The sequence below is a fragment of the Simplicispira metamorpha genome (genome assembly GCF_004341365.1).
GTDB classification, from domain to species: Bacteria; Pseudomonadota; Gammaproteobacteria; order Burkholderiales; family Burkholderiaceae_C; genus Simplicispira; species Simplicispira metamorpha.
The window spans coordinates 56,253-82,284 of record NZ_SLXH01000010.1 but is presented as its reverse complement, the minus strand read 5'-3'; the positions used below and the strand labels follow the sequence as shown (position 1 = coordinate 82,284).

General features: G+C 64.8%; 32 protein-coding genes. 11 read left to right on the top strand and 21 right to left on the bottom strand.

The window, feature by feature from the left end:
• Positions 1–5: 5 nt before the first annotated feature.
• The 9 genes from EV674_RS07290 to EV674_RS07250 all read right to left on the bottom strand — a co-directional run bounded on the left by EV674_RS07290 (position 6) and on the right by EV674_RS07250 (position 6,970).
• Positions 6–491: a hypothetical protein gene (locus EV674_RS07290; RefSeq protein ID WP_132750390.1), complete on the bottom strand. Its 486-nt coding sequence runs from the start codon at positions 489–491 to the stop codon at positions 6–8.
• A 36-nt stretch (positions 492–527) separates the two neighbouring features.
• Positions 528–1,775, bottom strand: coding sequence for a beta-ketoacyl-ACP synthase II (gene fabF / locus EV674_RS07285; RefSeq protein ID WP_119014300.1), 1,248 nt, complete (start codon positions 1,773–1,775; stop codon positions 528–530).
• A 50-nt stretch (positions 1,776–1,825) separates the two neighbouring features.
• A complete protein-coding gene (gene acpP, locus EV674_RS07280; RefSeq protein WP_119014301.1) occupies positions 1,826–2,065 on the bottom strand; it encodes an acyl carrier protein in 240 nt (79 codons plus the stop codon).
• A 105-nt stretch (positions 2,066–2,170) separates the two neighbouring features.
• Positions 2,171–2,917, bottom strand: coding sequence for a 3-oxoacyl-ACP reductase FabG (gene fabG, locus EV674_RS07275; protein ID WP_119014302.1), 747 nt, complete (start codon positions 2,915–2,917; stop codon positions 2,171–2,173).
• On the bottom strand, positions 2,914–3,864 hold the full coding sequence (gene fabD / locus EV674_RS07270; protein ID WP_119014303.1) for an ACP S-malonyltransferase: 951 nt from the start codon (positions 3,862–3,864) through the stop codon (positions 2,914–2,916). The genes fabG and fabD overlap by 4 nt, the downstream gene beginning before the upstream one ends.
• Positions 3,865–3,921: 57 nt before the next feature.
• A complete protein-coding gene (locus EV674_RS07265) occupies positions 3,922–4,899 on the bottom strand; it encodes a beta-ketoacyl-ACP synthase III (RefSeq protein ID WP_119014304.1) in 978 nt (325 codons plus the stop codon).
• On the bottom strand, positions 4,899–5,951 hold the full coding sequence (gene plsX / locus EV674_RS07260; RefSeq protein WP_119014305.1) for a phosphate acyltransferase PlsX: 1,053 nt from the start codon (positions 5,949–5,951) through the stop codon (positions 4,899–4,901). Before plsX ends, EV674_RS07265 begins: the two co-directional genes overlap by 1 nt.
• A 173-nt stretch (positions 5,952–6,124) precedes the next feature.
• Positions 6,125–6,307, bottom strand: coding sequence for a 50S ribosomal protein L32 (gene rpmF, locus EV674_RS07255; RefSeq protein WP_019575026.1), 183 nt, complete (start codon positions 6,305–6,307; stop codon positions 6,125–6,127).
• Between the two features lie 111 nt (positions 6,308–6,418).
• Positions 6,419–6,970: a YceD family protein gene (locus EV674_RS07250; RefSeq protein ID WP_119014306.1), complete on the bottom strand. Its 552-nt coding sequence runs from the start codon at positions 6,968–6,970 to the stop codon at positions 6,419–6,421.
• A gap of 26 nt (positions 6,971–6,996) precedes the next feature.
• Here EV674_RS07250 and EV674_RS07245 point away from each other — a divergent pair, with 26 nt between their 5' ends.
• Together EV674_RS07245 and EV674_RS07240 are read left to right on the top strand one after the other, a co-directional pair.
• Positions 6,997–7,596: a Maf family nucleotide pyrophosphatase gene (locus tag EV674_RS07245; protein WP_119014307.1), complete on the top strand. Its 600-nt coding sequence runs from the start codon at positions 6,997–6,999 to the stop codon at positions 7,594–7,596.
• Positions 7,593–8,408: an SAM-dependent methyltransferase gene (locus EV674_RS07240; protein WP_119014308.1), complete on the top strand. Its 816-nt coding sequence runs from the start codon at positions 7,593–7,595 to the stop codon at positions 8,406–8,408. The genes EV674_RS07245 and EV674_RS07240 overlap by 4 nt, the downstream gene beginning before the upstream one ends.
• A 33-nt stretch (positions 8,409–8,441) precedes the next feature.
• Here EV674_RS07240 and EV674_RS07235 read toward each other — a convergent pair whose 3' ends face one another.
• Complete coding sequence (locus EV674_RS07235) at positions 8,442–9,293, bottom strand: ZIP family metal transporter (RefSeq protein ID WP_132750389.1); 852 nt, start codon at positions 9,291–9,293, stop codon at positions 8,442–8,444.
• Positions 9,294–9,401: 108 nt separating this feature from the next.
• The gene (locus EV674_RS07230) at positions 9,402–10,307 is read right to left on the bottom strand and encodes a dienelactone hydrolase family protein (protein WP_119013810.1); all 906 of its coding nucleotides are present in this window, start codon (positions 10,305–10,307) and stop codon (positions 9,402–9,404) included.
• A gap of 174 nt (positions 10,308–10,481) precedes the next feature.
• Here EV674_RS07230 and EV674_RS07225 point away from each other — a divergent pair, with 174 nt between their 5' ends.
• Positions 10,482–11,372: an NAD-dependent epimerase/dehydratase family protein gene (locus EV674_RS07225; protein ID WP_119013811.1), complete on the top strand. Its 891-nt coding sequence runs from the start codon at positions 10,482–10,484 to the stop codon at positions 11,370–11,372.
• 178 nt (positions 11,373–11,550) lie between these two features.
• Here the strand turns inward: EV674_RS07225 and EV674_RS07220 are convergent, their stop codons facing one another.
• The 5 genes from EV674_RS07220 to EV674_RS07200 all read right to left on the bottom strand — a co-directional run bounded on the left by EV674_RS07220 (position 11,551) and on the right by EV674_RS07200 (position 14,508).
• Positions 11,551–12,051: a flavodoxin family protein gene (locus EV674_RS07220; protein ID WP_119013872.1), complete on the bottom strand. Its 501-nt coding sequence runs from the start codon at positions 12,049–12,051 to the stop codon at positions 11,551–11,553.
• A 131-nt stretch (positions 12,052–12,182) separates the two neighbouring features.
• Entirely contained in the window at positions 12,183–13,214 is a 1,032-nt protein-coding gene (locus EV674_RS07215) for an NAD(P)H-dependent glycerol-3-phosphate dehydrogenase (RefSeq protein ID WP_119013812.1), read from the bottom strand.
• 49 nt (positions 13,215–13,263) lie between these two features.
• On the bottom strand, positions 13,264–13,710 hold the full coding sequence (gene secB / locus EV674_RS07210) for a protein-export chaperone SecB (protein ID WP_119013813.1): 447 nt from the start codon (positions 13,708–13,710) through the stop codon (positions 13,264–13,266).
• 74 nt (positions 13,711–13,784) lie between these two features.
• The gene (grxC, locus tag EV674_RS07205; RefSeq protein WP_119013814.1) at positions 13,785–14,045 is read right to left on the bottom strand and encodes a glutaredoxin 3; all 261 of its coding nucleotides are present in this window, start codon (positions 14,043–14,045) and stop codon (positions 13,785–13,787) included.
• Between the two features lie 58 nt (positions 14,046–14,103).
• Positions 14,104–14,508: a rhodanese-like domain-containing protein gene (locus tag EV674_RS07200; protein ID WP_119013815.1), complete on the bottom strand. Its 405-nt coding sequence runs from the start codon at positions 14,506–14,508 to the stop codon at positions 14,104–14,106.
• Positions 14,509–14,580: 72 nt separating this feature from the next.
• Between EV674_RS07200 and gpmA the strand changes: the two genes are divergently transcribed.
• The 4 genes from gpmA (at position 14,581) to EV674_RS07180 (ending at position 18,233) form a co-directional block, all read left to right on the top strand.
• Positions 14,581–15,324: a 2,3-diphosphoglycerate-dependent phosphoglycerate mutase gene (gene gpmA / locus EV674_RS07195; RefSeq protein WP_119013816.1), complete on the top strand. Its 744-nt coding sequence runs from the start codon at positions 14,581–14,583 to the stop codon at positions 15,322–15,324.
• Between the two features lie 127 nt (positions 15,325–15,451).
• Entirely contained in the window at positions 15,452–16,891 is a 1,440-nt protein-coding gene (locus EV674_RS07190) for a S41 family peptidase (protein ID WP_119013817.1), read from the top strand.
• Between the two features lie 75 nt (positions 16,892–16,966).
• The gene (locus EV674_RS07185) at positions 16,967–17,725 is read left to right on the top strand and encodes a HesA/MoeB/ThiF family protein (RefSeq protein ID WP_119013818.1); all 759 of its coding nucleotides are present in this window, start codon (positions 16,967–16,969) and stop codon (positions 17,723–17,725) included.
• A 112-nt stretch (positions 17,726–17,837) separates the two neighbouring features.
• Positions 17,838–18,233, top strand: coding sequence for a response regulator (locus EV674_RS07180; protein ID WP_119013873.1), 396 nt, complete (start codon positions 17,838–17,840; stop codon positions 18,231–18,233).
• Positions 18,234–18,244: 11 nt separating this feature from the next.
• Here EV674_RS07180 and EV674_RS07175 read toward each other — a convergent pair whose 3' ends face one another.
• Positions 18,245–18,877 (bottom strand): response regulator, encoded by a 633-nt coding sequence (locus EV674_RS07175; protein ID WP_119013819.1) that lies wholly within the window; start codon positions 18,875–18,877, stop codon positions 18,245–18,247.
• Positions 18,878–19,025: 148 nt separating this feature from the next.
• Between EV674_RS07175 and EV674_RS07170 the strand changes: the two genes are divergently transcribed.
• From EV674_RS07170 to EV674_RS07155, 4 genes are all read left to right on the top strand, one after another.
• Positions 19,026–20,411 carry a sensor histidine kinase gene (locus EV674_RS07170; protein ID WP_119013820.1) on the top strand — a complete coding sequence of 462 codons (1,386 nt, stop codon included), beginning with the start codon at positions 19,026–19,028 and terminating at the stop codon, positions 20,409–20,411.
• Positions 20,412–20,559: 148 nt separating this feature from the next.
• Positions 20,560–20,724, top strand: a complete 165-nt coding sequence (locus EV674_RS07165) for a DUF1328 domain-containing protein (protein ID WP_119013821.1) — start codon at positions 20,560–20,562, stop codon at positions 20,722–20,724.
• 48 nt (positions 20,725–20,772) lie between these two features.
• Positions 20,773–21,216: a hypothetical protein gene (locus EV674_RS07160; RefSeq protein ID WP_241524970.1), complete on the top strand. Its 444-nt coding sequence runs from the start codon at positions 20,773–20,775 to the stop codon at positions 21,214–21,216.
• A gap of 41 nt (positions 21,217–21,257) precedes the next feature.
• Positions 21,258–21,572, top strand: a complete 315-nt coding sequence (locus EV674_RS07155) for a BON domain-containing protein (RefSeq protein WP_119013822.1) — start codon at positions 21,258–21,260, stop codon at positions 21,570–21,572.
• Between the two features lie 104 nt (positions 21,573–21,676).
• On the opposite strand, the gene coaD is transcribed toward EV674_RS07155, so the two are convergent.
• The 4 genes from coaD to EV674_RS07135 form a co-directional block, all read right to left on the bottom strand.
• Entirely contained in the window at positions 21,677–22,174 is a 498-nt protein-coding gene (gene coaD, locus EV674_RS07150; protein ID WP_119013823.1) for a pantetheine-phosphate adenylyltransferase, read from the bottom strand.
• Positions 22,175–22,393: 219 nt separating this feature from the next.
• On the bottom strand, positions 22,394–23,056 hold the full coding sequence (gene rsmD / locus EV674_RS07145) for a 16S rRNA (guanine(966)-N(2))-methyltransferase RsmD (protein ID WP_374761689.1): 663 nt from the start codon (positions 23,054–23,056) through the stop codon (positions 22,394–22,396).
• A gap of 122 nt (positions 23,057–23,178) precedes the next feature.
• Complete coding sequence (locus EV674_RS07140; protein WP_119013825.1) at positions 23,179–24,531, bottom strand: M16 family metallopeptidase; 1,353 nt, start codon at positions 24,529–24,531, stop codon at positions 23,179–23,181.
• A 21-nt stretch (positions 24,532–24,552) separates the two neighbouring features.
• On the bottom strand, positions 24,553–26,028 hold the full coding sequence (locus EV674_RS07135) for a M16 family metallopeptidase (RefSeq protein ID WP_119013826.1): 1,476 nt from the start codon (positions 26,026–26,028) through the stop codon (positions 24,553–24,555).
• Positions 26,029–26,032: the final 4 nt, after the last annotated feature.

Here is a 26,032-nt window from a genome sequence, read left to right as displayed (position 1 = left end):
CCGCTTCAGGGGGCGCGGCCGGGGGTTTCAGCAAGGTTGTCGGCAGCACCCAGCCTGGGGCGCGAATATAACGCACGGCGCACATCCATCCAGCGCGTGGCATCCCAGGATTGCTCCAGCCAGAGCCACCAGGGAGCGCCATGGGCAGGCGTCAAACGCACCCACACACTGCGCTGCACATCCAGATGTACAGCCAGCACACCAACGATGGCCCCCTGCCCCGGGCGATCCAACGCCCAGTTGCGACCATCCCACACCAGAACGCCCGCTGGAGAAAGCCACCAGAAACGCCATGCCAGCACCGTGGCACCGCCCCAGGTGGCCAGCGCAGCCAGTACCGCTGCCAGCGGCACACCGGCCCAGCGCCACCAAGCCAGACACACCAGCAGCCCCAGTGCAGACAGCACCAGCAACAGGCTGCCAAGCTGGCGGCTGCGCACCACGGGATAGCGCACCGCAGGCGCTTGGTAGCGGGAAGGCGATGCAGCCATCAGATGGGGCCGCACCATGCCAGACCGCTGGACACGTCAGATGCGTCGGAACACCAGGGAACCGTTGGTTCCGCCAAAGCCGAAGTTGTTTTTGACCGCGATATCCATCTTCATGTCGCGCGCCACATTGGCACAGAAGTCAAGGTCGCACTCAGGGTCCTGGTTGTCCAGGTTGATAGTGGGTGGCACCTTTTGGTGGTACAGCGCCAACACCGTGAAGATGCTTTCAATGCCACCGGCACCACCAAGCAAGTGCCCGGTCATGGACTTGGTGGAACTGACCACCAGTTTCTGGCGCGCATGGTCGCCAAATGCGGCCTTGATGGCGTTGGCCTCATTGATATCACCCAAAGGCGTGGAGGTGCCGTGGGCATTGAGGTAGCCGACCTCATCGGCGTTGACCCCCGCATTGCGCAGTGCATGCAGCATGGCACGGCGCGGGCCATCCATGTTCGGTGCGGTCATGTGACCCGCATCAGCGCTCATGCCAAAGCCGCTCAGTTCCGCGTAGATTTTGGCGCCGCGGGCCTTGGCGTGCTCATACTCTTCCAGCACCATGACACCGGCCCCCTCACCCAGCACAAAGCCATCGCGGTCTTTGTCCCAGGGGCGCGAAGCGGCTTTGGGGTCGTCATTGCGGGTGGACAGTGCGCGCATGGCGGCAAAACCACCTACGCCCAGCGGCGACACGGTAGCTTCGGTGCCACCGGCAACGACCACATCGGCGTCGCCGTATTCGATCATGCGCCCGGCCTCGCCAATGCAGTGCAGCCCCGTGGTGCAGGCAGTGACCACGGCCAGGTTGGGCCCCTTGAAGCCAAACCGCATGGAGACATGGCCTGCCACCATATTGATGATGGAGGCAGGTACAAAAAATGGGGTGATGCGCCGCGGCCCCCGGCTGGCCAGCTCCGCATGGGTGTTTTCTATCAGCGGCAAGCCGCCGATACCGGAGCCGATCACACAGGCGATGCGGGTGGCCAGCTCATCGCTGAGCGCCTCGCCCGTTGGCAAGCCCGCATCGCGCACGGCCTGGGCCGCGGCAGCAATGCCGAAATGGATAAAACTGTCCATCGCCCGCGCATCTTTGGCGCTGATGTAGGACTCCAGGTCAAATCCTTTGACCTCTCCTGCAATTTTGCAAGCGAAGTTCGATGCATCGAACTTGGTGATGAGATCAATGCCGGACTGACCGGCGAGGATATTGGCCCAGGCATCCTGCACCGTGTTGCCCACGGGGCTGATGCAACCCAGGCCGGTCACGACAACGCGACGACGGCTCATGCGTAAAAACCTTGTGCTGATCGCTCTGAGGGCAGGCGCTGGGCGCTGGCTCAGGCCTTCTGGTGGTTGGTGGCGTAGTCGATGGCGTTTTGCACCGTCGTGATCTTCTCGGCGTCTTCGTCGGGAATCTCAATGCCGAATTCGTCTTCCAGGGCCATCACCAGCTCCACGGTGTCCAGCGAGTCGGCACCGAGGTCGGCCACAAAGGCTTTTTCGTTGGTGACTTGAGACTCTTCCACGCCGAGTTGTTCGGCAATGATTTTTTTGACACGTGCTTCGATATCGCTCATGGTTTCCCTCTGGGAGGTTGTGAAAAGAATCCGCGATTCTAGCCGTTTAAGAAACCCTTCCTGAACGGCCCGCCGCACGGATCAACCGGCGTGAACTTTCATCAATTACATGTACATGCCGCCATTGACGTGCAACTCCTGCCCCGTCACATAGCCAGCCTCGGGCGATGCCAGGTAGGCCACAGCATGCGCGATGTCTGCGGGCTGGCCCATGTGGCCCAGCGGAATCTGTGCGTTCAGGGCTTTTTGCTGTGCTTCGGGCAGCTCTGCCGTCATGTCGGTCTGGATGAAGCCAGGCGCCACACAGTTGACCGTGATGTTGCGGCTGCCCAGCTCGCGCGCCAGGGCACGGGTCATGCCAGCCACGCCCGCCTTGGCGGCAGCGTAGTTGGCCTGGCCCGGGTTGCCCGAGGCCCCCACCACGCTGGTGATGCTGATGATGCGGCCAAAACGCTGCTTCATCATGGGCTTGATGGCCGCGCGGCTGACGCGGAACACGGCCTTGAGGTTGGTGTCCAGCACCGCATCCCAGTCGTCGTCTTTCATGCGCATGGCCAGCTGGTCGCGCGTGATGCCGGCGTTGTTCACCAGCGCCTGCAAACCGCCTTGCTGCTTGACGATGCTGTCGATCAGTGCCTCTACGGCAGCGACGTCATTCACATCCAGCGCGGCGCCACGGCAGCCGGGATAGGCCGCCAGCGCTGCCGTGATGCCCTCGGCACCGCCTGCGGTGGTGGCGGTGCCAATGACCTGGTAGCCACGGCGGGCCAGCTCTTGCGCAATGGCCGCGCCAATACCGCGGGATGCGCCAGTGACCAGCGCCACAGGGGATTTCACAGAGGATTCGCTCATGCCAGCAGCTCCTTGGTAGCAGTCAGGGTATTCATATCGTACAAAGCGGCGCCGACCAGCTCGGCGTCAATGCGCTTGACCAGACCGGCCAGCACTTTGCCCGGGCCGCACTCGATGATGTGGCTGATGCCACGGCCTTTGAGCGCCTGCACGCATTCGACCCAGCGCACCGGCCCGAACGCCTGGCGGTAGAGCGCATCGCGGATGGCGTCAGCGTCCTGCTGCACGGCCACGTCGATGTTGTTGAGCACCGGAATCTGCGGCGTCGCCAGCGCGGTGGTCGCCAGCGCCACGCGCAGCTTTTCGGCGGCGGGCTTCATCAGGCTGGAGTGGAATGGCGCCGACACCGGCAGCGGCAGGGCGCGCTTGGCCCCTGCGGCCTTGAGCACCTCGCAGGCTTTTTCGACGGCAGCTTTGGTGCCTGCGATCACGGTTTGCGCCGGATCGTTGAAATTGACGGCTTCCACCACTTCAGTGCCGTTTTGGGCCATAGAGCCCGTCACCTCTGCGCAAACAGCTATCACTTTTGTAGCATCCAGACCCAGGATGGCGGCCATGGCGCCAGTGCCCACGGGCACGGCTTCCTGCATGGCCGCAGCGCGCAGGCGCACCAGCGGCGCGGCCTGCGCCAGCGTCAGCACACCGGCAGCGACCAGCGCCGAATATTCGCCCAGCGAGTGCCCGGCCACCGCAGCGGGCAGGGCGCCGCCCTCGGCACGCCACACGCGCCACGCGGCCACGCCCGCCACCAGCATCACCGGCTGGGTGTTGGTGGTCAGGGCCAATTGCTCTTTGGGGCCTTCGTGGATCAGGCGGCCCACGTCTTCGCCCAGGGCGTCCGAGGCTTCTTGCAGCGTTTGCACCACCGCCGGATGGTCGCTCCAGCCATCGAGCATGCCCACGGCCTGCGAGCCCTGGCCCGGGAAGACAAATGCAAAAGACTTCATGTCGTTCAAAATATAAGTAAAAACAGGCTCTAGCGCTTACGGGATAAGCGCTAGCAGCTACAATTTCAGGAGCAAAGCTCCCCAGGTAAAGCCGCCACCCACGCCTTCGAGCAGCAACGTCTGGCCGGGCTGCGCCTGGCCGCTGCGCACCGCCTGGTCCAGCGCCAGCCCAATCGAGGCCGCTGACGTGTTGCCATGCTCTTGCACCGTGACCACGACTTTGTCCATGGGCAGTTTGAGCTTACGCGCCGTGCTTTGCATGATGCGGATGTTGGCCTGGTGCGGCACCAGCCAATCAATATCGGCCTCGGTCAGGCCGGATTTTTCCAGCACATTGCGCGCGGCGCTCTCCAGCAGGCCCACGGCCAGTTTGAACACCGCTTGGCCATCCATGGTGAGCAGGGGCGAGCCTGTAATCTGCCCGCCCGCCACATGGCCGGGCACGCACAAAATACCCACATGCTTGCCATCAGCGTGGATGTCGCTGGCCAGAATGCCGGGCGTATCCGAGGCTTCCAGCACCACGGCGCCAGCACCGTCGCCAAACAGCACGCAGGTGGTGCGGTCGTTGAAATCAAGCAGGCGGCTGAAAATCTCAGAACCCACCACCAGCGCGCGCGATGCCGCACCAGCACGGATCATGGCGTCGGCCACCGTGAGCGCATAGACAAAGCCACTGCACACAGCCTGCACATCAAAGGCGGCGCAGCCGTTGGCGCCCAGCTTGTGTTGCAGGATGGCGGCGGTGGAGGGAAACACCATGTCCGGCGTGGACGTGGCGACGATGATCAAATCAATATCCTGCGCCTGCAAAGCCGCAGCCTCCAGGGCATTGCGGGCGGCGTGGAGCCCCAGGTCGCTGCACGCCACATCAGGATCGGCAAAGTGGCGCGCCCGGATGCCCGTGCGTTCCACAATCCACTCGTCGGAAGTCTCGACGCCGCGCTCAGCCAGTTGGGCCACCAGGTCGGCATTGGTCACGCGGCGCGGTGGCAAATAACTGCCAGTGCCGGTAATGCGGGAATAGCGTTTCATCAAAATGGCGCTGGCGCCTGTCCGGTCTCCGCAGGCGCACTGGCAGGCAAAAGAAAAGGCGCTGCGCTGGCGATGCGGCGACGAACCCGGTCCAGCAGGTTGTTGCGGGCTGCATCATACGCGCGGTTCAACGCCTGACCGAAGGCCACTTCGTCGGCAGATCCGTGGCTTTTGAACACCAGTCCACGCAGGCCCAACAGGGCTGCGCCGTTGTAGCGACGGTGATCTAATCGCTTTTTAAAAGCAGATAACACCGGATAAGCAACGATGGCAGATATTTTCGTAAAAATATTTCGCGAAAATTCTTGCTTCAAAAATGTACTGACCATGTAGGCCAGGCCTTCGCTGGTTTTCAGCGCCACGTTGCCAACAAAGCCGTCACACACCACGATGTCAGTGGTGCCTTTGAAAATATCATTGCCTTCCACGTTGCCAACAAAGTTCAAGTTACCGGAGTTGGCCGCAGTACGCAGCAGATCACCCGCTTTTTTGATCACTTCGCTGCCTTTGATGGCCTCCGCACCAATATTGAGCAAGCCCACGGTAGGCTGCTCCTTGCCCTTGAGCACCGAATCCAGCGCCGAGCCCATGACGGCAAACTGCAGCAAATGGTGCTCGGTGCAATCGACATTGGCACCCAGATCCAGCACCGTGGTGGAGCCACCAGTGGCATTGGGCAACTGGCTGGCGATGGCAGGCCGGTCGATGCCATCCAGGGTTTTGAGCACATAGCGCGCAATGGCCATCAAAGCACCGGTGTTGCCCGCAGACACCGCTGCGGCTGCCGAGCCATCCTTGACCTGCTGGATGGCCACCCGCATGGAAGAGTCTTTTTTGCGCCGCAAGGCGATCTCTACCGGGTCTTCCATGGTTACCACTTCGCTGGCGTGTACCAAGGTGGCGCGCTCGTGGGCAAAGCCCTGCAAGGCTTCGGGCAGGCCCACCAGCAGGAGCCGCGCATCGGCGTGCTCATCCAAAAACCGGCGGCACGCCGCCAGTGTGACGCGGGGACCGTGGTCGCCCCCCATGCAATCAACGGCCAATGTAATCATGTTTGTTTCAATCCACGCCCCCAGTGGGGGGCGAATTTGGAAGAGGCCAGCCCTCCACCAAAAAACTCTGCCCCGAAGGGGGTCAAACCTGAAAATACAGCGCTCAAAGCAAAGGCCCGTGCTACAAAAATAGTAGCTACGGGCCCCTGAGGGTCTGCGCTGAAGGACTGTTATCAGGCTTCAGACTTGTTCTTCAGCACTTGGCGACCACGGTAAAAACCGTTGGGGCTGATGTGGTGACGCAGGTGGATTTCGCCGGTGGTGGGCTCCACTGCGATGCCAGGCACATTCAGGGCATTGTGCGAGCGGTGCATGCCGCGCTTGGAGGGAGATTTTTTGTTTTGCTGAACGGCCATGGTCGGCTCCTGGTCTTAAAGAGGGTTGGTAAAAACGCGATCAGCCCATTCAAAAGACACTAGGTGGGATTCGCGCGAAGCCCGCGATTATAGCGCAAAGGTTTTTGCGCCCTATTCGGCAGGCTTTTCCACGCGCAAACTGGCCAACGCGGCAAACGGGTTGGGCTTTTCAGCGCTGGCCTGTGCAAAGTCTTCGTCGCTGGATGCCAGCGTGACGGGCGTGGGGCACTCTTCGTGGCGCGGCACCACAGGCAGCGCCATCAGCAGCTCGTCTTCAATCAGGGAGTGCAAATCAAAGTCACGGCTGAGGGCAAGCAGGTCTTCTTCGACCTCGTCGTCCAGCGCTTCGGCGGTGGCCTCGTCGGCCACGAAGCGGAACGAGCGCTCTACCAGCAAAGGCACATCCACAGGCAGCAAACAGCGCTGACACACCATGGGAAAGGTGGCCTCGGCGCGCAAATGCAGCCAGTGCTGCACGCCCTCGCCTGCATCGGTGCGCAACTCGGCGTCGGCGTACCAATCCACGCGCAAATCCGGGTGCAAGCCTTGCGCCTCTTCGGCCAGACGCTCGTATTTCAATAAGGTTTCATGGCCGGCGAGATGCCCGCCCGCCTGCGCAAAAGCCTTCACGTCCAGTCTGTCGGGGTGGAATGTCTTGGTCATGGGGCGCAGTGTAAGAGAATCGTGCCATGCATTCTTCTCCCACCCTACAACGCCCCTTGGTACTGGGCTCCACCTCTGTCTACCGGCGCGAATTGTTGCAGCGCCTGCGCCTGCCTTTCACCGTGATGGCGCCTGAAGTCGATGAAACGCCGCAGCCGCATGAAGCCCCCGATGCCCTGGCGCTGCGCCTGGCGCTGGCCAAGGCCCATGCCGTGGCTGCGCAGCAACCCGAGGCCGTGGTGATTGGCTCCGACCAGGTGGCCGACCTGGCTGGCCATGCACTGGGCAAGCCCGGCACGCACGAACGCGCGACCGAGCAATTGCGCCTGATGAGCGGCCACAGCGTGGTTTTTCAGACTGCCGTGGCCGTGGTCTGCCACGCCACTGGCTTTGAACAGGCACTGCTGGCCGCCGTGGAAGTGCGCTTTCGCCCGCTCAGTGATGCGGAAATTGAGCGCTATCTGCGCGCCGAGCAGCCCTACGACTGCGCTGGCAGCGCCAAGAGCGAGGGCCTGGGCATCAGCCTGCTCGACGCCATCCACAGCGACGATCCCACCGCCCTCATCGGCCTGCCGCTGATCCGCACCTGCCACCTGCTGCGCGCTGCCGGGCTGGTGCTGCCATGAGCGCCGCAGCCCCTGCCCTGCCCGCAGCGCCTGCAACGCCCAGCGCACCCGGCACGCTGTACCTGGTGCCCGCGCCGCTGGACTTTGGCTGCGACACACAAACGCCCCTGCAAGACGCCTTGCCCGACGCCACCCTGCGCACCGCCGCCCGCCTGACGCACTGGATTGGCGAGAACGCCAAAAGCACCCGCGCCTACCTCAAGCGCGTCGATGCGCTGCACCCGCTGGCGCTGGCGCTGCAAGAGCAGCACATCACCGAGCTGCCGCGCGAAGTCCACAAAAAAGGCGACCACGGTGGCAAGGGCGCTGCCGTGTGGGATGCACGGCCCCTGCTGGCGCCCGCCCTGGCCGGGCACGATGTGGGCTTGGTGAGCGAGGCGGGCATGCCTGCGGTGGCCGACCCCGGCAGCTCAGTGGTGCGCGCCGCACACGACCTGGGCATTCGTGTGGTGCCACTGGTCGGGCCGGTGTCGCTGCTGCTGGCGCTGGCGGCCAGTGGATTGAACGGGCAGAACTTTGCCTTTGTCGGCTACCTGCCGCAAGACGCCGCCGAGCGCGCCCAGCGCATCCGCGCCCTGGAAACCCTGGCCGTGCAAAGCGGCCAGACGCAGTTGTTCATTGAAACGCCCTACCGCAACGCCGCCTTGCTGCAAGCGCTGCTGCACACGCTGCAGCCCACCACGCGCCTGGCCATCAGCAGCGGCCTGACCCTGGCCAGCGCCCAAACCCGCAGCCAGCCAGTGCGCCAATGGCGCCAGAACAGCGCCGGGCCCGACAAGCACACGCCTGCCGTGTTTGCCATCGGGCGCTGACCGTGCGCCCTGGCGCCTGCACCCGCGCCCGCTTCAGTGCGCGTGGTGCGCCACCCGGCTCACGGCCATGACCACCGCCATACCCAGCAGCAACCAGACCACCTGGATGGCCGTCTCACGGGCGGACAGGCGTTTTTGCAGCTGCGGAATCAGATCGGCCAGCGCCACATAAACAAAGCTGCTGGAGGCCACCGCCAGAAAATACGGCAGCCAGTCGTGCAGGCGCTCCACCAGAAAATACCCCACCACCCCGCCCAGCGCCGTCACCGCCCCGGCCAGCGACACCTTGACCAGCGCAATGCGCCGGCTGGCACTGCTCTGGCGCAGCACCACCAGATCGCCCATGTGGTGCGGCACCTCGTGCGCCAGCACCGACACTGCGGCAATCAGCCCCAGCCGCACGTCGGCGACAAACGCGGACGCGATGAGCACGCCATCGCCAAAACAGTGAACGCTGTCACCCGTCAGCACGCTCCAGCCGCCCACCCGGGGCGCGTGGGGTGCGTGGACGGCAGGCGTGGCGCCGTGCTCGTGGGGGGCATGGCCATGATCGTGACCGTGGTGCGCATGGTCGTGGCCGTCGGGGGTGTGGTTGTGCTCGTGGCCGTGGTGCCACAGCTCGGCCTTGTCCAGCAAAAAGAAAAACACCACCCCCACCAGCAGCGTGGCAAACAAATCGTGCGCACCGGCCTGGCTCTCGAACGCCTCGGGCAGCAGGTGCATGAAGGCCGTGGCCAGCAGCGCCCCGGCGGCCAGGCTCAACAGGTGCTGCGGCCCCACGCCATCGGGGCGCCCGCCCAGCCCGGCGCGCATCAACAACGCCGCCAGCCACACACTGCCAATGCCTGCGGCCAGAGTAGCCAAAATAATTGCTATTAAAATCATAGCTGTATGCGCTTTACCTGTATGGCCTGGAAGCCATTTTGATTAAAAAAGCCGCCCTGCCTGAGCGGGGCGGCTGTGTCGGTGCAGCCGGTGCGGGCGCCGGGGTTGTCAGACCACGCCCTGCGCCTTGAACCAGGCCAGTGCCTGCGTCCATCCATCTTCAGCGGGCCCTTGGCGGTAGCTGGGGCGATAGTCGGCATGGAAGGCATGCGGCGCATCGGGGTACACCACGAACTGGCTGGCCCGGGCCGCAGCAGACCCGCTGGCCAAAGCCGCTTTCATCCTATCAACCGTGTCAAGCGGTATGCCGCCATCTTTTTCGCCGTACAGGCCCAGCACCGGCGCCTTGAGGATGGGCGTGATGTCCACCGGGTGCTTGGGTGTGAGTGCGCTGGGCTGCCCCACCAGCCGCCCGTACCAGGCCACGCCCGCCTTGACCGGGCCGTGCGCGGCATACAGCCAGGTGATGCGCCCGCCCCAGCAAAAGCCGGTGATGGCCACGCGCGCCGCATCACCGCCATGGGCGCTGGCCCAGGCCACAGCGCCGTCCAGATCGGCGACCACCTGGGCATCGGGCACCTTGGCCACCAGCTCGGCCATCAGCTGGCTGATGTCGCTGTACTGCGCCGGGTTGCCCTGGCGTGCGTATAGCTCGGGCGCAATCGCCAGGTAACCGGCACGCGCCAGGCGGCGGCAGACGTCAGCGATGTAGGCGTGTACGCCAAAAATCTCCTGAATCACCAGCACCACCGGCAGGCCGGTTTTGCCTGCGGGCGCAGCGCGGTAGGCAGGCACCTGGAAGCCGTTGACCTCGTAATGCACCGTGCCCGCGTCCAGACCATCGGCGGGTGTGGTGAGGGCCGTTTGCGCCATCAACGGTGCGGCGGCGGCGGCATAGCCCAGCGTGCCCAAGCCCAGCGCAGCCTGCAAGGCAGTGCGCCGGGTGGTGCCCGCCTCGGTACTGCGCCCCGGCAGCAGGGAATGGACATCAGAGCGGATATCTTCAAACGGCATGGCAGTCTCTCCTGAAAAAAGCGCGTGGGCGCCGGGCAATGGGGCATCCGGATGGGAACGCAAGTCTAGAAGACTGCCGCGCCGGGCGCAGCCCGCACCGATGAAACCCCGGCCAGCGCTGGCGGCCAAACCGTACTATCGTGCCAGTCCACGCCACCCACTTTGAGAAACACCATGCACATCCTGCTCACTGGCTCTACCGGCTTTATCGGCCACACCCTGAAAGCAGCACTGGAGCGCGCGGGCCATACCGTGCGCGGCGGCGTCTCGCCCCGGCGCAGCGCGCTGCAACCGGGCCAGGTGGCGATGGACTTTGCCCACGACACCAGCGCCAGCGCCTGGTTGCCGCGCCTGGAGGGCATCGACGCCGTGGTCAACGCCGTGGGTGTGCTGCGCGACACGCGCCAGCGCCCCATTGACGCCGTCCACCGCGATACCCCCATCGCGCTGTTCGATGCCTGCGCCAAGGCCGGTGTGCAGCGCGTGGTGCAAATCTCCGCGCTGGGCATTGACGCCAGCAGCACGCGCTACGCCCAGACTAAGCTGGCCGCCGAGGCACACCTGCAACAACTGGCCGCGCAAGGCAAAGTGCGAGCGGCCATCCTGCGCCCCAGCGTGGTGTTTGGCAAAGGCGGCGACAGCAGCGCGCTGTTCATGAACCTGGCGCGCCTGCCGCTGGCGCTGCTGCCCGGCCCGGTGCTGCAAGCGCGGGTGCAGCCGGTATCGGTACACGACCTGGCCGCCGCAGTGGTCGCCCTGCTGGGCCCAGCCATAGACCAGACCGGCACCATTGAATGCACCGGCCCCGAGGCGCTGACCATGGGCGCCTTCATCGCCAGCCTGCGCCAGCAACTGGGCCAGCGCCCTGCCACCGTGCTGCGCCTGCCCCAGCCGCTGACCACCTTGAGCGCGCGCCTGGGCGACGCTGTACCCCCATCGCCCTGGTGCAGCGAAACCCTGGCCATGCTGGGCAGCGACAACGTGGGCAACCCGGCGCAATTTGAGCAACTGCTGGGCAGAAAAGGCGTGCATTACAGCCAGCTGGTGGCCACCGCCTGGCGGTGAAGTTTTTATAAGCCAAATCAGCATTTAGCCCTTTATTGGCGGGCGCTAGCAGCTATCAAAAATGAACCCTACAGCAGATTTTCTGCACGGCCCGCAGGCCGAGTCAGGCTACAGGGCGCAGCTTGGCAGCGTCTACAGGGTTCCTACCAGGCGGCGCCGAGCGCACCCGACCCGGGGATCAAAACACCCCCAGCACCAGCCCCGCCGCCAGCGCCTCGCCCAGGGCGCGGCACTGTTCCAGGTCAGCATCCGCAATGTGCTTGGGCGCCAGGATGGCCTCGGGCGTTTGCGCGTGGGTACACACGATCAGCGGCTCGGCCACCGCTTTGAGGCGCCAGCCAGTGGCGATGCGCACCATCTGCCGGGCGGCGTTGCTGCCATCGCTGCCCGCGCAGACCAAGCTGGCGTAGGGGCGGCCATTGATCTGGTCCAGCACGGCGTAGTAGCTGCGGTCAAAAAAGTCCTTGAGCTGGCCGCTGATGGCCGCCAGGTTCTCGGGCGTGGCAAACACATAGCCATCGGCTGCCAGCACATCCTGTGGCCCGGCCTGCGCGGCGTGCAACAGGCGCACGGTGCAGCCACGCTCCTGCGCAGCGCCATCGCGTGCGGCCTCGGCCATTTGCCGCGTGCCACCGGTCAGGGAGTGGTAAACGATCAGCAGGATTTTGTTGGCGCACATGGGCATTGAAGAGGCAATGGGATGGTGCATGCTGGCGCTATTGCCACCATTGCGCAAGCCCCAGAGCACCCCACGGCAATCGTGAAAGCGCCGGTGCAGAGCGCCCCCGTTGGCTGCGGCGGGAGATCAGCTCAGCACGAGGCCCAAGCGCCTTCGCCCTTGGGCTGGCGCTCCATCAGCACCGAAACAGCCTCGGCGGGCTGTAGTTGGCCATCAAGCAGGGCCACCACGGCGTCGCTGATGGGCATGTCCACGCCCAGGTGGCGCGCGCGCTGCACCACGGTGCGGGCGCAGTACACGCCCTCGGCCACATGGCCTAAAGAATCTACCGCCTGCGGCAAGGTCATGCCCTGCGCCAGCAGCAGGCCCACGCGGCGGTTGCGCGACAAATCGCCCGTGGCCGTCAGTACCAGATCGCCCAGGCCCGACAGGCCCATGAAGGTGTCGGCCCGCGCGCCCAGGGCCACGCCCAGGCGCGTCATTTCAGCCAGGCCGCGCGTGATGAGGGCGGCGCGGGCGTTCAGGCCCAATTGCAGGCCATCGCACAGGCCGGTGGCAATGGCCAGCACGTTCTTCACGGCACCGCCCACTTCCACGCCCACGATGTCGTCGTTGGCATAGACGCGCACGCTGGGGCTGTGAAAAGCCTGCACCAGCGCATCGCGCACGCAGGCGTGTTCGCTGGCAGCCACCAGCGCCGAAGGCTGGCCACGCGCCACTTCTTGCGCGAAGCTGGGGCCACTGAGCACGCCTGCTCTTAAATCAGGAGCTACCTGCGCCCGCACTTCGTGCGCCAGCAGCCCAAAAGCACTTGAACCGGGAAGCGCGGCCTCAAAGCCCTTGCACAGCCAGGCCACGGGGGCGCGGCAGTCGCGCAACTGCGCCAGCATGGCGCGCAGGGCGGCCATGGGCGTGGCCACGATGACCAGATCGGCCCCAGCCACCAGCTCGGTCAGGGCGGTGGCGGCACCGTTGACCAGCACCAGCGTGGCGGGCAAGGCGATGTCGGGCAGGTAGCGCGTGTTGCTGCGCGCAGCCTGCATGTCGGCCACTTGCTGGGCATCGCGCGCCCACAGCGTCACGCGGTGGCCGGCCGGGTTGGCAGCGGCGCTGATGGCCACAGCGGTGCCCCAGGCACCGGCTCCAATCACTACTATTTTCATAGCTGCTTGCGCTTGTCTGGCGGGCGCTAGAGGCCGATTTGGCTTCAAATTACTGCGGCAGCGTGCCAGCGGCCTGGGCTTGCTGCTGCTCGTACATGGCCTGGAAGTTGATTTCTGCCAGGTGCACGGGCGGGAAGCCAGCGCGGTTGATGATGTCGGCCACGTTGCCGCGCAGGTAGGGGTACACGATTTGCGGGCAGGCAATGCCGATCACCGGGCCCATCTGGTCTTCGGGCAGGTTGCGGATTTCAAAGATGCCAGCCTGCTTGGCTTCGACCAGAAACACGGTGCGGTCTTCGATCTTGGTCTGCACGGTGGCCGTGACAGCCACTTCATAGATGCCGTCGGCCACGGGGGTGGCTTCCACGCCGAGCTGGATGTCCACGCTGGGCTGGGCCTGCTCCAGCAGGATGGCGGGCGAATTGGGCTGCTCCAGCGACAAATCCTTGAGGTAAACGCGCTGAATCTGGAACACGGGTGCTTCTTGGTCGGACATGGAAGTGAGTCTTTCTGCTCAGACAAAAAAACCCGCTGGGGCAGTGGTTACCGCAGCGGGCACATGGGGCGCGATTATGCAGCGCCCAACAGCGGCATCAGGCCACCGCGCGCGTCCAGCGCCACCAGGTCATCGTGGCCACCGACGTGGGTGTCGCCAATGAAAATTTGCGGCACCGTGCGCCGACCGGTGATTTCCATCATCACGGCACGGGCGGCGGGATCGGTGTCGATGCGGATTTCTTCAATCTGCTCTACGCCTTTGGCCTTGAGCACCTGCTTGGCACGGATGCAGTAGGGGCAGACGGCAGTGGTGTACATCTTCACGGGTTGCATGGGAGAACTCCTTGGGGCGGGGCAATGAATGGGCAAGCGGGCGCGCGCACGGGTGCGGTCAGGACTTTTCTACCGGCAGGCCGGCCTCTTTCCAGGCTTTGAGGCCACCGGCCAGCACCTGGGCGTTGGCATAGCCCAGCTTTTGCGCCAGGGCCGCAGCGCGCTGGGCGCGTGCGCCACTGGCACACACCAGCACCAAGGGTACAGCCTTGTTTTTGACCACAGCGGGCAAGCGCGTTTCAAACTCGGACAAAGGCACGCTCTTGGCACCGCCCGCGTGGCCAGCGGCGTATTCGTCAGCGCCGCACACGTCAATGAGCACGGCTTTTTCGCGGTTGATGAGCAGCACGGCATTGGCAGCGCTCAAGCCCCCGGCGGCCCCTTTGAGCGCAGGCACCACCAGCATGGCACCCGAAACCAGGGCCAGGAGAATCAAATACCAGTTCTCGACAATGAAATTCACGTTATTCCTTGGGTTGGCAAACAGCAGCAATTTTAGAATGTACGGTTTTGGCCCGCTTTCTTTGGGGAAACCATGCACAAACTCGTTCTGATCCGCCACGGTGAATCCACCTGGAACCTGGAAAACCGCTTCACTGGCTGGACTGATGTCGATCTGACCCCCACCGGCGTCTCGCAGGCCATGTCGGCAGGCAAGCTGCTCAAGGCCGAGGGCTACGAGTTTGACCTGGCCTACACCAGCGTCTTGAAGCGCGCCATCCACACCCTGTGGTATGCCCTCGATGAGATGGACTGCACCTGGCTGCCCGTGCAAAAGAGCTGGCGCCTGAACGAACGCCACTACGGCGCGCTGCAAGGGCTGAACAAAGCCGACATGGCCAAGCAATACGGCGACGAGCAGGTGCTGGTGTGGCGCCGCAGCTACGACACCCCGCCCCCCGCCCTCGAAGCCACCGATGCACGCAGCGAGCGCGGCGACCGCCGCTACGCCAGCCTGCCTGCCAGCGATGTGCCGCTGACCGAATGCCTCAAAGACACCGTGGCGCGCGTGCTGCCCTTCTGGAACGAGACCATGGCCCCCGCCATCCGCAGCGGCCAGCGCGTGGTGGTAGCAGCGCATGGCAACTCGATTCGTGCCCTGGTCAAGTACCTGGACAACATCGGCGACGACGACATCGTGGGGGTGAACATTCCCAACGGCATTCCACTGGTGTATGAGCTGGACGACGACCTGCGACCCATCCGCCACTACTATCTGGGGGATGCCGAGGCGGCAGCCCGGGCAGCGGCGGCTGTGGCGTGCCAGGGCAAGGCGTAAAGCTGCGGTAAAGCCGCCCTCCAGCCACCCGATTGCCCCACCCTCAGGCGTGTAAGAAAATGCCTGCCCGGGAACCGGCGCAGGCATGGCCCTTCCAAGGTATATATTGAAACGGTAAAGGTGTTCTATGGGCCACAAACTCAAAATTGCAGGGTGGGTGTCAATCGGCGTAGTGGCCGGAGCGCTGACCACGGTATCGCTACAAACCGTGGCGCGCGGCGCCATGACGCCGCTGCCGCTGGAAGAAATCCAGCAGCTCTCAGCGGTGTTTGGCTTGGTCAAGACCGACTATGTCGAGCCGGTGGACGATAAAAAGCTCATCACCGATGCCATCTCGGGCATGGTGGCCAGCCTGGATCCACACTCGCAGTATTTCGACAAAAAATCGTTCTCTGAATTTCGCGAAGGCACCACGGGGCGCTTTGTTGGCGTGGGCATCGAAATCACCCAGGAAGACGGGCTGATCAAGGTGGTATCGCCCATTGAGGGTTCGCCCGCCTTCCGCGCCGGCATCAAAACCAACGACCTGATCACCAAGATCGACGACACCGCCGTCAAGGGTCTGTCACTGAGCGATGCCGTCAAGAAGATGCGCGGCGAGCCCAGCACCAAAGTCACCTTGATGATTTTGCGCAAGGACGAGAGCCGCACTTTCCCCGTGACCATCACGCGCGAAGAGATCAAGACGCAATCGGTCAAGGGCAAGATGATTGAGCCCGGCTACGGCTGGATTCGCCTGAGCCAGTTCCAGGAACGCACCGTCGATGACTTCGTGCGCAAGGCCGAAGAGCTGTACAAGGCCGACCCGCAACTCAAAGGCCTGGTGCTGGATTTGCGCAACGACCCCGGTGGCCTGCTGGACGCTGCGGTAGCGGTGTCGGCAGCGTTTTTGCCTGCCAACGTCACCGTGGTGTCCACCAATGGCCAGTTGGCCGAGAGCAAAGCCACCTACAAGGCATCGCCCGAGTTCTACGCGCGCCGGGGCAGTGGCGACCCGCTCAAGCGCCTGCCTGCGGCCCTCAAGACCGTACCGCTGGTGGTGCTGGTGAACGAGGGCTCAGCCTCGGCCAGCGAGATCGTGGCCGGCGCACTGCAAGACCATCAGCGCGCTACCGTCATGGGCAGCCAGACCTTTGGCAAGGGCTCGGTGCAAACCGTGCGCCCCCTGGGCCCTGATACCGGCATCAAGCTGACCACTGCGCGCTACTACACGCCCAGCGGAAAATCCATTCAGGCCAAAGGCATCGTGCCCGACGTGATGCTGGACGAAACCGCCGAGGGCGACGTGTTTGCCGCCCTGCGCATGCGCGAAGCCGACCTCGAAAAACACCTGGGCAACGGCCAGGGCGAAGAGCAAAAAGACGAAGTCCGCGAAAAGGCCCGCGAAGAAGCCCGCAAACGCCTGGAAGAAGAAGCCAAAAAACCCGTGGCCGAACGCAAGCTGCCTGAATTTGGCACCGACAAAGACTTCCAGCTCACGCAGGCACTGAACCACCTCAAGGGGCGTACCGTGCTGGCCAGCAAGACGCAAACCGAGCGCAAGGAAACCAAAAAAGAAGCGCCCTGACCTGCTCTCAGACTGCGCACACCGCACAGGGCCGGACTCCGCCAGGGGCCCGGCCCTTTCAACTTTCCCCATTCCATGAACGACGACCAGCTTCTGCGCTACTCGCGCCACATTCTTCTTGATGAAATCGGCATTGAGGGCCAGGAGCGCATCCTGGGTGCCCATGCGCTGGTGATTGGCGCCGGTGGCCTGGGCTCGCCTGCTGCGTTGTTTCTGGGCTCGGCGGGGGTGGGGCACATCACGCTGGTGGACGACGATGTAGTCGATCTGACCAATTTACAGCGCCAGATTGCCCACACCACGGCGCGCGTGGGCCAGGCCAAGGTGGCCTCCATTGCCCAGGCGGTGCAGGCCATCAACCCCACGGTGGCCATCCACACGGTGCAGGCACGTGCCGATGTGGCCCTGCTGGAGCAGCTGGTGGCCAGCGCCAACGTGGTGCTGGACTGCTCTGACAACTACGCCACGCGCCACGCCATCAACGCAGCCTGCGTGCGCCAGGGCGTGCCGCTGGTGGCAGGCGCAGCCATCCGCTTTGATGGGCAAATCACCGTGGTCGATCCGCGCAGCAGCGCATCGCCCTGCTACGCCTGCCTGTTTGACCCAGCGGCACAGTTTGAAGAAGTGCAGTGCGCCACCATGGGCGTGTTTGCGCCGTTGGTGGGCGTGATGGGTGCCATGCAGGCCGCCGAGGCGCTCAAGCTGCTGAGCGGTGCCGGACCGTCGCTGGCAGGACGCCTCTTGATGCTGGACGCCCGCACCATGGAGTGGAATAGCCTGCGGGTGCCGCGCAACCCGCATTGCAGCGTCTGCGGCGCAACCGCCACAGCGTAGGAACACGCCTACGTACAGCGCGTGCTGCCGCTGGCAGAATTGCCGACCGGCCAGACCTACAGTGGTTCAACGGTTAACGCACCTGCCCGACGACCGTGCAATGGATCCGATTGTGAAACTCAAGACCTACATCGTTGAAGACAACGCCACCATCCGCGAAAACCTGATTGGCACGCTGGAGGAGTTGGCATCCGTGGAGTCTGTGGGTGCCGCAGCAACGGAGGACGAGGGAAAATCGTGGCTGGCCGCGCACCCTGCGCACTGGGACTTGGCCATTGTGGATTTGTTCTTGCGCCAAGGCAGTGGCTTGGGTGTGCTGGCCGCCTGCCGCAAGCGCCTGCCCCACCAGCGCATGGTGGTGCTCAGCAACTACGCCACCCCTGACGTGCGCGTACGCTGCGCCCAGTTGGGCGTAGATGCTGTCTTCGACAAATCCAATGAGATTGACGCCCTGATCGACTACTGCATTGCCCAGAGCGATGCAGCCCGCCCCTCACCCATCGACTGATGGTGCCCGCCTCAATCAATCAAGCGGTTTTTCAGGGCGTAATAGGTCAAGTCGCTGTTGGAAGACAGCGCCATTTTTTCCATCAGACGGGTGCGGTAGGTGCTCACCGTTTTGACACTCAACGACAGCGCTTTGGCAATGTCGCCCGCCGTTTCGCCACGCGCCAGCTTCAAAAACACCTGAAACTCCCGCTCAGACAGCTGCTCGTGCGCGGGCGCATCGTCCTTGCGGTTGAGTTGCTGGGCCAACAGCTCGGCCACCGCAGGCGTCAGGTAGCGCCGCCCCAGGGCAATGGTGCGAATGGCCTCGACAATCTCTTTGGGCTCGCACTCCTTGTTCAGGTAGCCACTGGCGCCCTGGCGAATCATGCTGATGGCGTAGTGTTCCTCAGGGTAGCCGCTCAGAATCAGGATGCCCATCTCGGGGGCTTTGGCGCGCAGCATGGCCAGTGCGTCCAGGCCGCTTTGCCCGGGCATGGACAAATCCATCACCAACACATCCACAGGGTGGTTGCGCACCAGGTCAATGGCCTCACGGCCATTGGCAGCCTCCCCGGAGACGCGCAAATCCACATGCTCCGACAGAAACTGGCGCAACCCCGAACGCACGATGGCGTGGTCATCCACAATTCCAACATTGATCATTGAGCCTACTTTCCGCAACGGCAGCTCTGTCTGCCCGCAACACCACGATGTGGCCATACATTGAACCGCACAAGCGGTGCCTGCGGCAACCGCTGGCGGGCGTGGCCGCATTATCCAGAAATTCACCATTTCCGCCCCGGAGGGTTCCATGCGCTGGTCCCAACTGCACAAAATTGCCATCAGCCTGCCACTGGCCGTGCTGGCGGCGCTGGCCCTGATTGCCATCAACGAATCGGGCTACCAACGCTCGCACCGCGCGCTGCAAACCATGGCGCACAACCAGGCCGCACACTCCTCCGTCAACCGGCTGCTGCAAAGCATGCTCGATGCAGAAACCGGCCACCGTGGCTACCTGCTGACCGAGGACGAACGCTACCTGCAACCCTACGAGGTTGCGGTATCCACCGTCAATAGCAACCTGGATGAATTGCGCACCCTGCTGGCCGAGTCCCCCGAAGACATGGCCGACTTTGCACAACTCTCGCGGCAAATATCGCGCAAGCTCTCGGAAATGGAGCTGAGCCTGCAGCTGTACCGCCAAGGCAATGAAGACGCCTGGAAGTTCGTCATGTTCAGCGATGTTGGCAAGGAAAACATGGACGCCATCCGCCGCTATGGGCGCGCCCTGCTGGAGCGCAATACCCAGCGCGTCGTCAGCAGCCAGGTCGAAGTGCAGCGCTCGCTGCACCTCTCGCGCCTGGGCATTGCCACCGTCACGGCCATCGGGCTGCTGGCCTTTTACATGTACCTGCGCCAGACCAATGCCCTGCAACGCGCCACCGAGCGCGAGCAAGAGGTGCTGGAACACGAACGCGCGCGCCTGGAAGGCCTGGTGCGCGAGCGCACGGCCTCGCTGTCGGCGCTGGCCAACCATTTGCAGCAAGTGCGTGAAGACGAACGCGGCTATCTGGCCCGTGAACTGCACGACGAACTCGGCGCTCTGCTGACAGCGGCCAAACTGGACGTGGCACGCCTGAAATCCCGCCTGGATACGCAGGCACCCGAAGTGCTGGAGCGCCTGCGCCATCTGAGCGAAACGCTCAATGGCGTCATCGCCCTCAAACGGCGCATCATTGAAGACCTGCGCCCGTCTTCGCTGTCCAACCTCGGGCTCACGGCGGCGCTGGAGATACTGACGCGCGAGTTTGCGGAACGGGCCGGCCTTGAAGTGCAAACCAACCTGGAAACCGTAGAACTGAGCGATGCCACCCAGCTCACGGTGTACCGGATGGTGCAGGAGTCCCTCACCAACATCGGCAAATACGCCCACGCACACAAGGTACTGGTCACGGTACACAACCACCCCCAGCATGTGGCGGTGCAGATCCGCGACGACGGCCAGGGTTTTGACCTCTCTGGCATTGGCCGCACATCGCATGGCCTGGCAGGCATGCGCCAGCGCGTAGAGGCCGCTGGCGGGCGCCTGACGGTCAGCTCCACGCCGGGTGAGGGCACGCTGGTGTCTGCCATCCTGCCCACACCCGATTCGAGCGGCGACACCCCGCGCCGCCGCGCCAGCGACCTGACTGTCTGAACAGGCCCTGGGCCATCCGCAGTCAAGCGCTGTCCTACATGCGTGCGGCCCGGATGCTGACGCCTTCGGACGTCTGACACCCACAACGGCCTGGTGCAACACCACCTACAGTCGATTGCACAGCGCACCACCACACAAGGAGCCAGGCATGTTGCACTACGCCGTCGTTTTTCTGGTCATCGCCTTGATCGCAGCCATTTTCGGTTTTGGTGGCATTGCCGCCGGGGCTGTGGATATCGCCAAGATCTTGTTTTTCATCTTCGTGATCATGGCCGTGGTGAGTTTTGTCATCGGTCTGATCAAGCGACGGTGATCTGTCACGCACCCCGACCAGCCTCCACTCTCATTCAGGACTTTCGCCATGAACACCACACCCACCAACACCCCCTCCACTGATACCCGCGCCAGCGCCCAAGCCAGCGATACCGTCCAGCATCTGGCCGATACCGCGCGCCACCTGACGGACAGCGCACTGCAAGGCGCCCAAAGCGCCATCCAAGCCACCCGCAGCGCCGCCGACCAGTCTTTGGACAAGGCTGCGCACAGCGTGCAGGGACTGCGCGAGAGCGCAGAGCCCGCCATCGGCGACCTGGCCGCCAAGGCACAGGCCTTGGCCTCGCGCAGCATTGGCTACTGCGCGCAAAAGCATGCTGTGCTGCGCAGGCAGATGGACGACTGCACCGCCGCTACCACGGAGTACGTGAAAAACCAGCCTGGCAAATCCATGGCGATTGCCGCTGCCACCGGCGCGGCGCTGACGGCCGCAGTGTTGCTGCTGTCGCGTCGGCAGGGCAGCAATACCTGATACTGACAGCCCCATCCCCAACATCCACCAAGGAAAAAACCATGAAATATGTACGCGCCATCGCTTTTGCCGCTCTTGCAGGCATCACCATCGTCACCACGGGCTGCTCGGTAGCCCGCCACCAGCAAACTGTGGGCTCTTATGTGGATGACGCTGGCATCACCGCCGCCGTGAAGGCCAAGATGACCGAAGACCCCGTCGTCTCTGCCGCAGCCATCAGCGTGGAAACACTCAACAACACCGTGCAACTGTCCGGTTTTGCCAAGTCGCAGGCAGAAAAAGACCGAGCCGAATCGATTGCCCGCAACACCCAGCATGTGCGTGAGGTGCGCAACAGCATCGTGGTGCGCCCATAACACCAGCGCGCAAAAAAGCCGCCGTCCGCGCAGTGCTGCGGGCGGCGGCTTTTTTGTGCGTGGGCGGCAGGCGCAGGCAGTGGCGCCCGTCTCCGCCGCTCCACTCAACGCGCGTTGGCGCGCAACTTGTGTACCAGCCGATCCCACACGGCGGGCGAGACAAACTGCGCCGCATCGCCGCCCAGCGTGGCAATCTCGCGCACCAGGGTGCTGCTGATGTGCTGGTACTGGCTGGCGGGGGTGAGGAATACGGTGTCGATCTGCGGCTGCAAGGCACGGTTCATGCCGGCCAGCTGGGCCTCGTAGTCAAAATCAGTGCCCGAGCGCAGGCCACGCACCATGGCCTGGGCGCCCCGGGCAGCAGCAAACTCGGTCACCAGGCCTTCAAAGGGCTCGACCTGCACTTGCGGACAGTCCTGAAGGGCTTGGCGCACCATGTCCATGCGCTCTTCCAGGCTGAACAGGGTTTTTTTGTGGTGTGCCATGGCCACGGCCACCGTCACGCGGCCAAACAGCTGCGCGGCGCGGCGCAGCAGGTCTTCGTGGCCCAGGGTGATGGGATCAAAGGTGCCGGGGTAAATGGCATGCACGTCGAGGGCCATGGCGGTTTTTCCTGAAAAAGAGGGCAAAGAAAACAGCAGCCATCTACCTGGCGGTCTGCTACGGCACGGTAAGGGACGCTGCACTGCCAGTGCCGCTGCACTGCTGCTGCGAAAGCGGCGATTATGCAGCGTACACCCCTGCACAAAAAGCCAACGCACACCCCACCAAATACAGGTCAAAACAGGCTCTAACGCCCATACAGCGGGCGCTAGCAGCTATCAAATTTGATGGATCTTGGCAATGGGCCGCAGCAGGTGGGCATGCACTGCGCCCGCCCGCAGGTGGCGTTGCAGTGCCAGACCCAGTGGCGCCAGTTCGGCATCGGCCCAGGCGGTGGGCGCCTCCAGGTAGATGAGGCCCTGGGGCGCCAGCACTGCCGCAGCCGCTTGCAATGCGGGCAGGAACAAATCGCCATCAAACGGCGGGTCGATGAACACCAAGTCCAGGCTGGCCGGTGCGCACTGGCGCAACTGCGCCACGCCATCGCCCCGGCGCACTTGCACGGCGCTGGCCTGCAAGCGCTGGCACAGCCCCTGCAAGCGCGCGACCAGGGCGGCGTCTTGCTCGACCATGCACACGCTGGCCGCACCGCGCGAGGCCGCCTCCAGCCCCAGCGCACCGGTGCCGGAAAAAGCGTCCAGACAGCGCCAGCCCGACAAGTCCTGGCCCAGCCAGTTGAACAGGGTCTCGCGCACGCGGTCGGGCGTGGGGCGCAGGCCGGGCAAATGGGGCACGGGCAGGCGCGTGCGCTTCCACTGCCCGCCGATGATGCGGATTTCGCCCGCGCCGCTGCGGAGCGCGGGCGAGCCTGCCGGGGCCGCTGGCGCAGCGGGGGCCTTGGCGCCGCGCTGGGGTGCGCTGTTGGTGGTGCCAGCGCCCAGGGCCTGCGCAGCGCGTGGCGGGCGCTGACCGGGCAAGGTCTGCCCGGATGACGCTGCGCCAGGGCTGGCCGTGCTGGCGCGGCGCAGCGCGGCGGCCACCTGCGCGGGGCTCAAGCGCGCGCTCATGGCTGGGCGCCCACGGTGACGGTCACCATGCGCTCGGGCTGCAATTTGCGCTGCATGGCGGCGCGGATGTCGGCCACCGTGACGGCCTCCACGCGCTGGCGCCAGTGCTCCAGGTAGTCCAGCGGCAGGCCGTTGGTGGCAATGTTGACCACGTTGCCCAGCAGCTTGCGGTTGCTGTCGATGCGCAGGGCAAAGCCGCCGATGAGGTTGTCTTTGGCGGCGCGCAGCTCGGCGGGCGTGGGGCCCTGGGCCACAAAGCGGGTGAGCACCTCGCGCGCCACCTGCACCGCCTGCGCGGCCTGGTCGGGCCGGGTTTGCAGGCTGATGACAAAGGCGCCCGCGTGCAGGCCGGGGTTGAAGCCGCTGTACACGCTGTAGCTCAGACCGCGCTTTTCGCGCACTTCTTCGGTCAGGCGCGAGACAAAACCGCCCCCGCCCAAAATGTGGTTGCCCACCAGCAGTGCCAGAAAATCCGGGTCGCTGCGGGCAAAGCCGGGCTGGCCCATGAGCACATGCGCCTGGGCCGAGGCAAAGGCAATGTTTTGCTGCACGGGCGCGGCCAGCGGCTGCACTTCGGGCACGGCGGGCTGCGGTGCGCAGGCGGCGGCATCGGCAGCAGGCAGGCGCGCCAGCAGCGTGGCCACCAGCGCTTGGGCGCGCTCACGGTTGACGGCGCCGACGATGGCCACGCGGGCGCGGCAGGCTTGCAGGTAGCGGCTGTGGAATTGCGCCATCTCGGCCACGTGGATGCGTGCCAGCGATTCTTCCGTTACATGCTGGCCATAGGGGTGGCTGCCATAGACGGCGCTGGCAAACGCCTCGCCCGCCACCGTGGCCGGTCGGGTGCGCGATTCGCGGATGGCGGCGCTCCAGCGGGCTTGTTCGCGCTGCCAGATATCTTCGGGCCAGGCGGGCTCGGCCAATTGGCGTGCAGCCAGGTGCGCGGCCTTGTCCAGCAGATCGGGAACCGTGAGCGAGCGCAGCGAAAACGCCAGCGCGTCGTTGCTGGCACTGACTTCCAGGCTGGCGCCCAGGTCGGCCCAGGCTTCGCCCAGGGCGTTCTCATCGAGCGCGGGCGCATCGCCCACAGCGCGCACACCTTTGCTGGCCATGCCGGCCACGGCGCTGGCCAGGCCCGCCTGGGGCGCGGGATCGCGGCGGCTGCCGGCGTCAAAGTCGATTTGCACATCGACCATGGGGATGGCCGGGCTCTCAACCAGCCAAACCTGCGCACCACTGGGCTCGCGCCAGTGTTGTATGGGCAGTAAAGCCCAAGCAGATTGGGCATAAAAAACGACTCCAGCGCTTACCAGGAAAACGCGAGCAGCTACTCTTTTAATAGTAATCATCAGACCAGTCCGGTGGGGTGTTCAGTGGCGCATGGCGCCTGCGGCGGCAGCCGGACGCTTGCGTTGTGGGTCCAGGGGCTGGGGCGCTAGGGTGGCCACAGTGAGTTGGTCATCACCGAAATAGCGCTGGGCCACGGCCTGCACCTGCTCGGGGGTGATAGCGCGCAGCAGGGTCAGCAGGCGGTCTTCGGCGTCCAGCGGCAGGCCCTGCACCCAGTTGCTGCCCAGATCACTGGCCTGGCCGTGCAGCGAGTCGCGCTGGTACACGGTGCTGGCCACCCACTGGGTTTTGACGCGCTCCAGCTCGGCGCTGCCCACGCCCTCGCGGGCCACGCGAGCCACTTCGGCGCGCAGGGCGTCTTCCACCTGCTGGGCGGTTTTGCCCTGCGCGGGCACCCCCGTCAGCATGAACATGCCCGGCCCGCGCCCCACCACCGAGGCACCGCTGCCCACGTTATCGGCCACGCGCTCGGGGCCCTGGCTCAGGGCGCGCTCCAGGCGGGCACCGTCGTAGCCGCTGAGCACGGCCGAGAGCACCACCAGCGCCAGCGCATCGCGGTCGGCGTCGGTCAGGGCCTCTACCCGTGCCAGCGTGGGCGCACGAAACGCCAGCGCCACGTAAGCCTGCTCGGCGGGCGCCTTGACGGTGATGCGGCGCAGGCCCATCTGGGGCGGCTCGGCACGCGGCTTGCGCACGGGCACGGCGCGGGCAGGGATGCGGCCATAGGTGTTTTCGGCCAGTGCGCGCACCTTGCGCACGTCCACATCGCCCACCACCACCACCGCGGCGTTGGCGGGCACATACCACTGGCGGTGGAACTGGCGCACGTCTGCGGGCGTCATTGCGTCCAGGTCGCTCATCCAGCCGACCACCGGGCGGCGGTACGGTGAGGCAGTGAAGGTGGCGGCGCTGAGCTGCTCGATGAGCAGTGCGCGCGGCTGGTCTTCGGTGCGCATGCGGCGCTCTTCCTTGACCACCTCGATCTCTTTGCGGAACTCGGCATCGGGCCAGCGATTGTGAGCAAAGCGGTCGGCCTCCAGGCGCATGACCTGCTCCAGCCGGTCGGACGGAATCTGCTGGTAGTAGCCCGTGTAATCGAGGCTGGTGAAAGCGTTTTCCGAGCCGCCCAGGGCCGCCACGCGGCGCGAGAACTCGCCCGGCGCCAGCTTGGTGCTGCCCTTGAACATCATGTGTTCGAGCACATGGGCCACGCCCGAGGTGCCATCGACCTCGTCCATCGCGCCCACGCGCACCCAGACCATGTGCAGCGCCGTGGGCGCGCGCCGATCGGGCTGCACGATCAGTTGCATGCCGTTGGCCAGCTGGAACTGCTGCGCGCCAGAGGCCGTGCTGGCCTGCGCAGCAGCGGCCGCGTCCACCGCCGCAGCCGCTGTGGGGGCGGACGGCGCTGCGCTGGCAGAGGTTGAGGACGCCGGAGCTTGCGCCCCGGCCACGGTGCAGGCCAGCAGGCCCAGGAGGGAGATAGCGCGTTTCATAGAA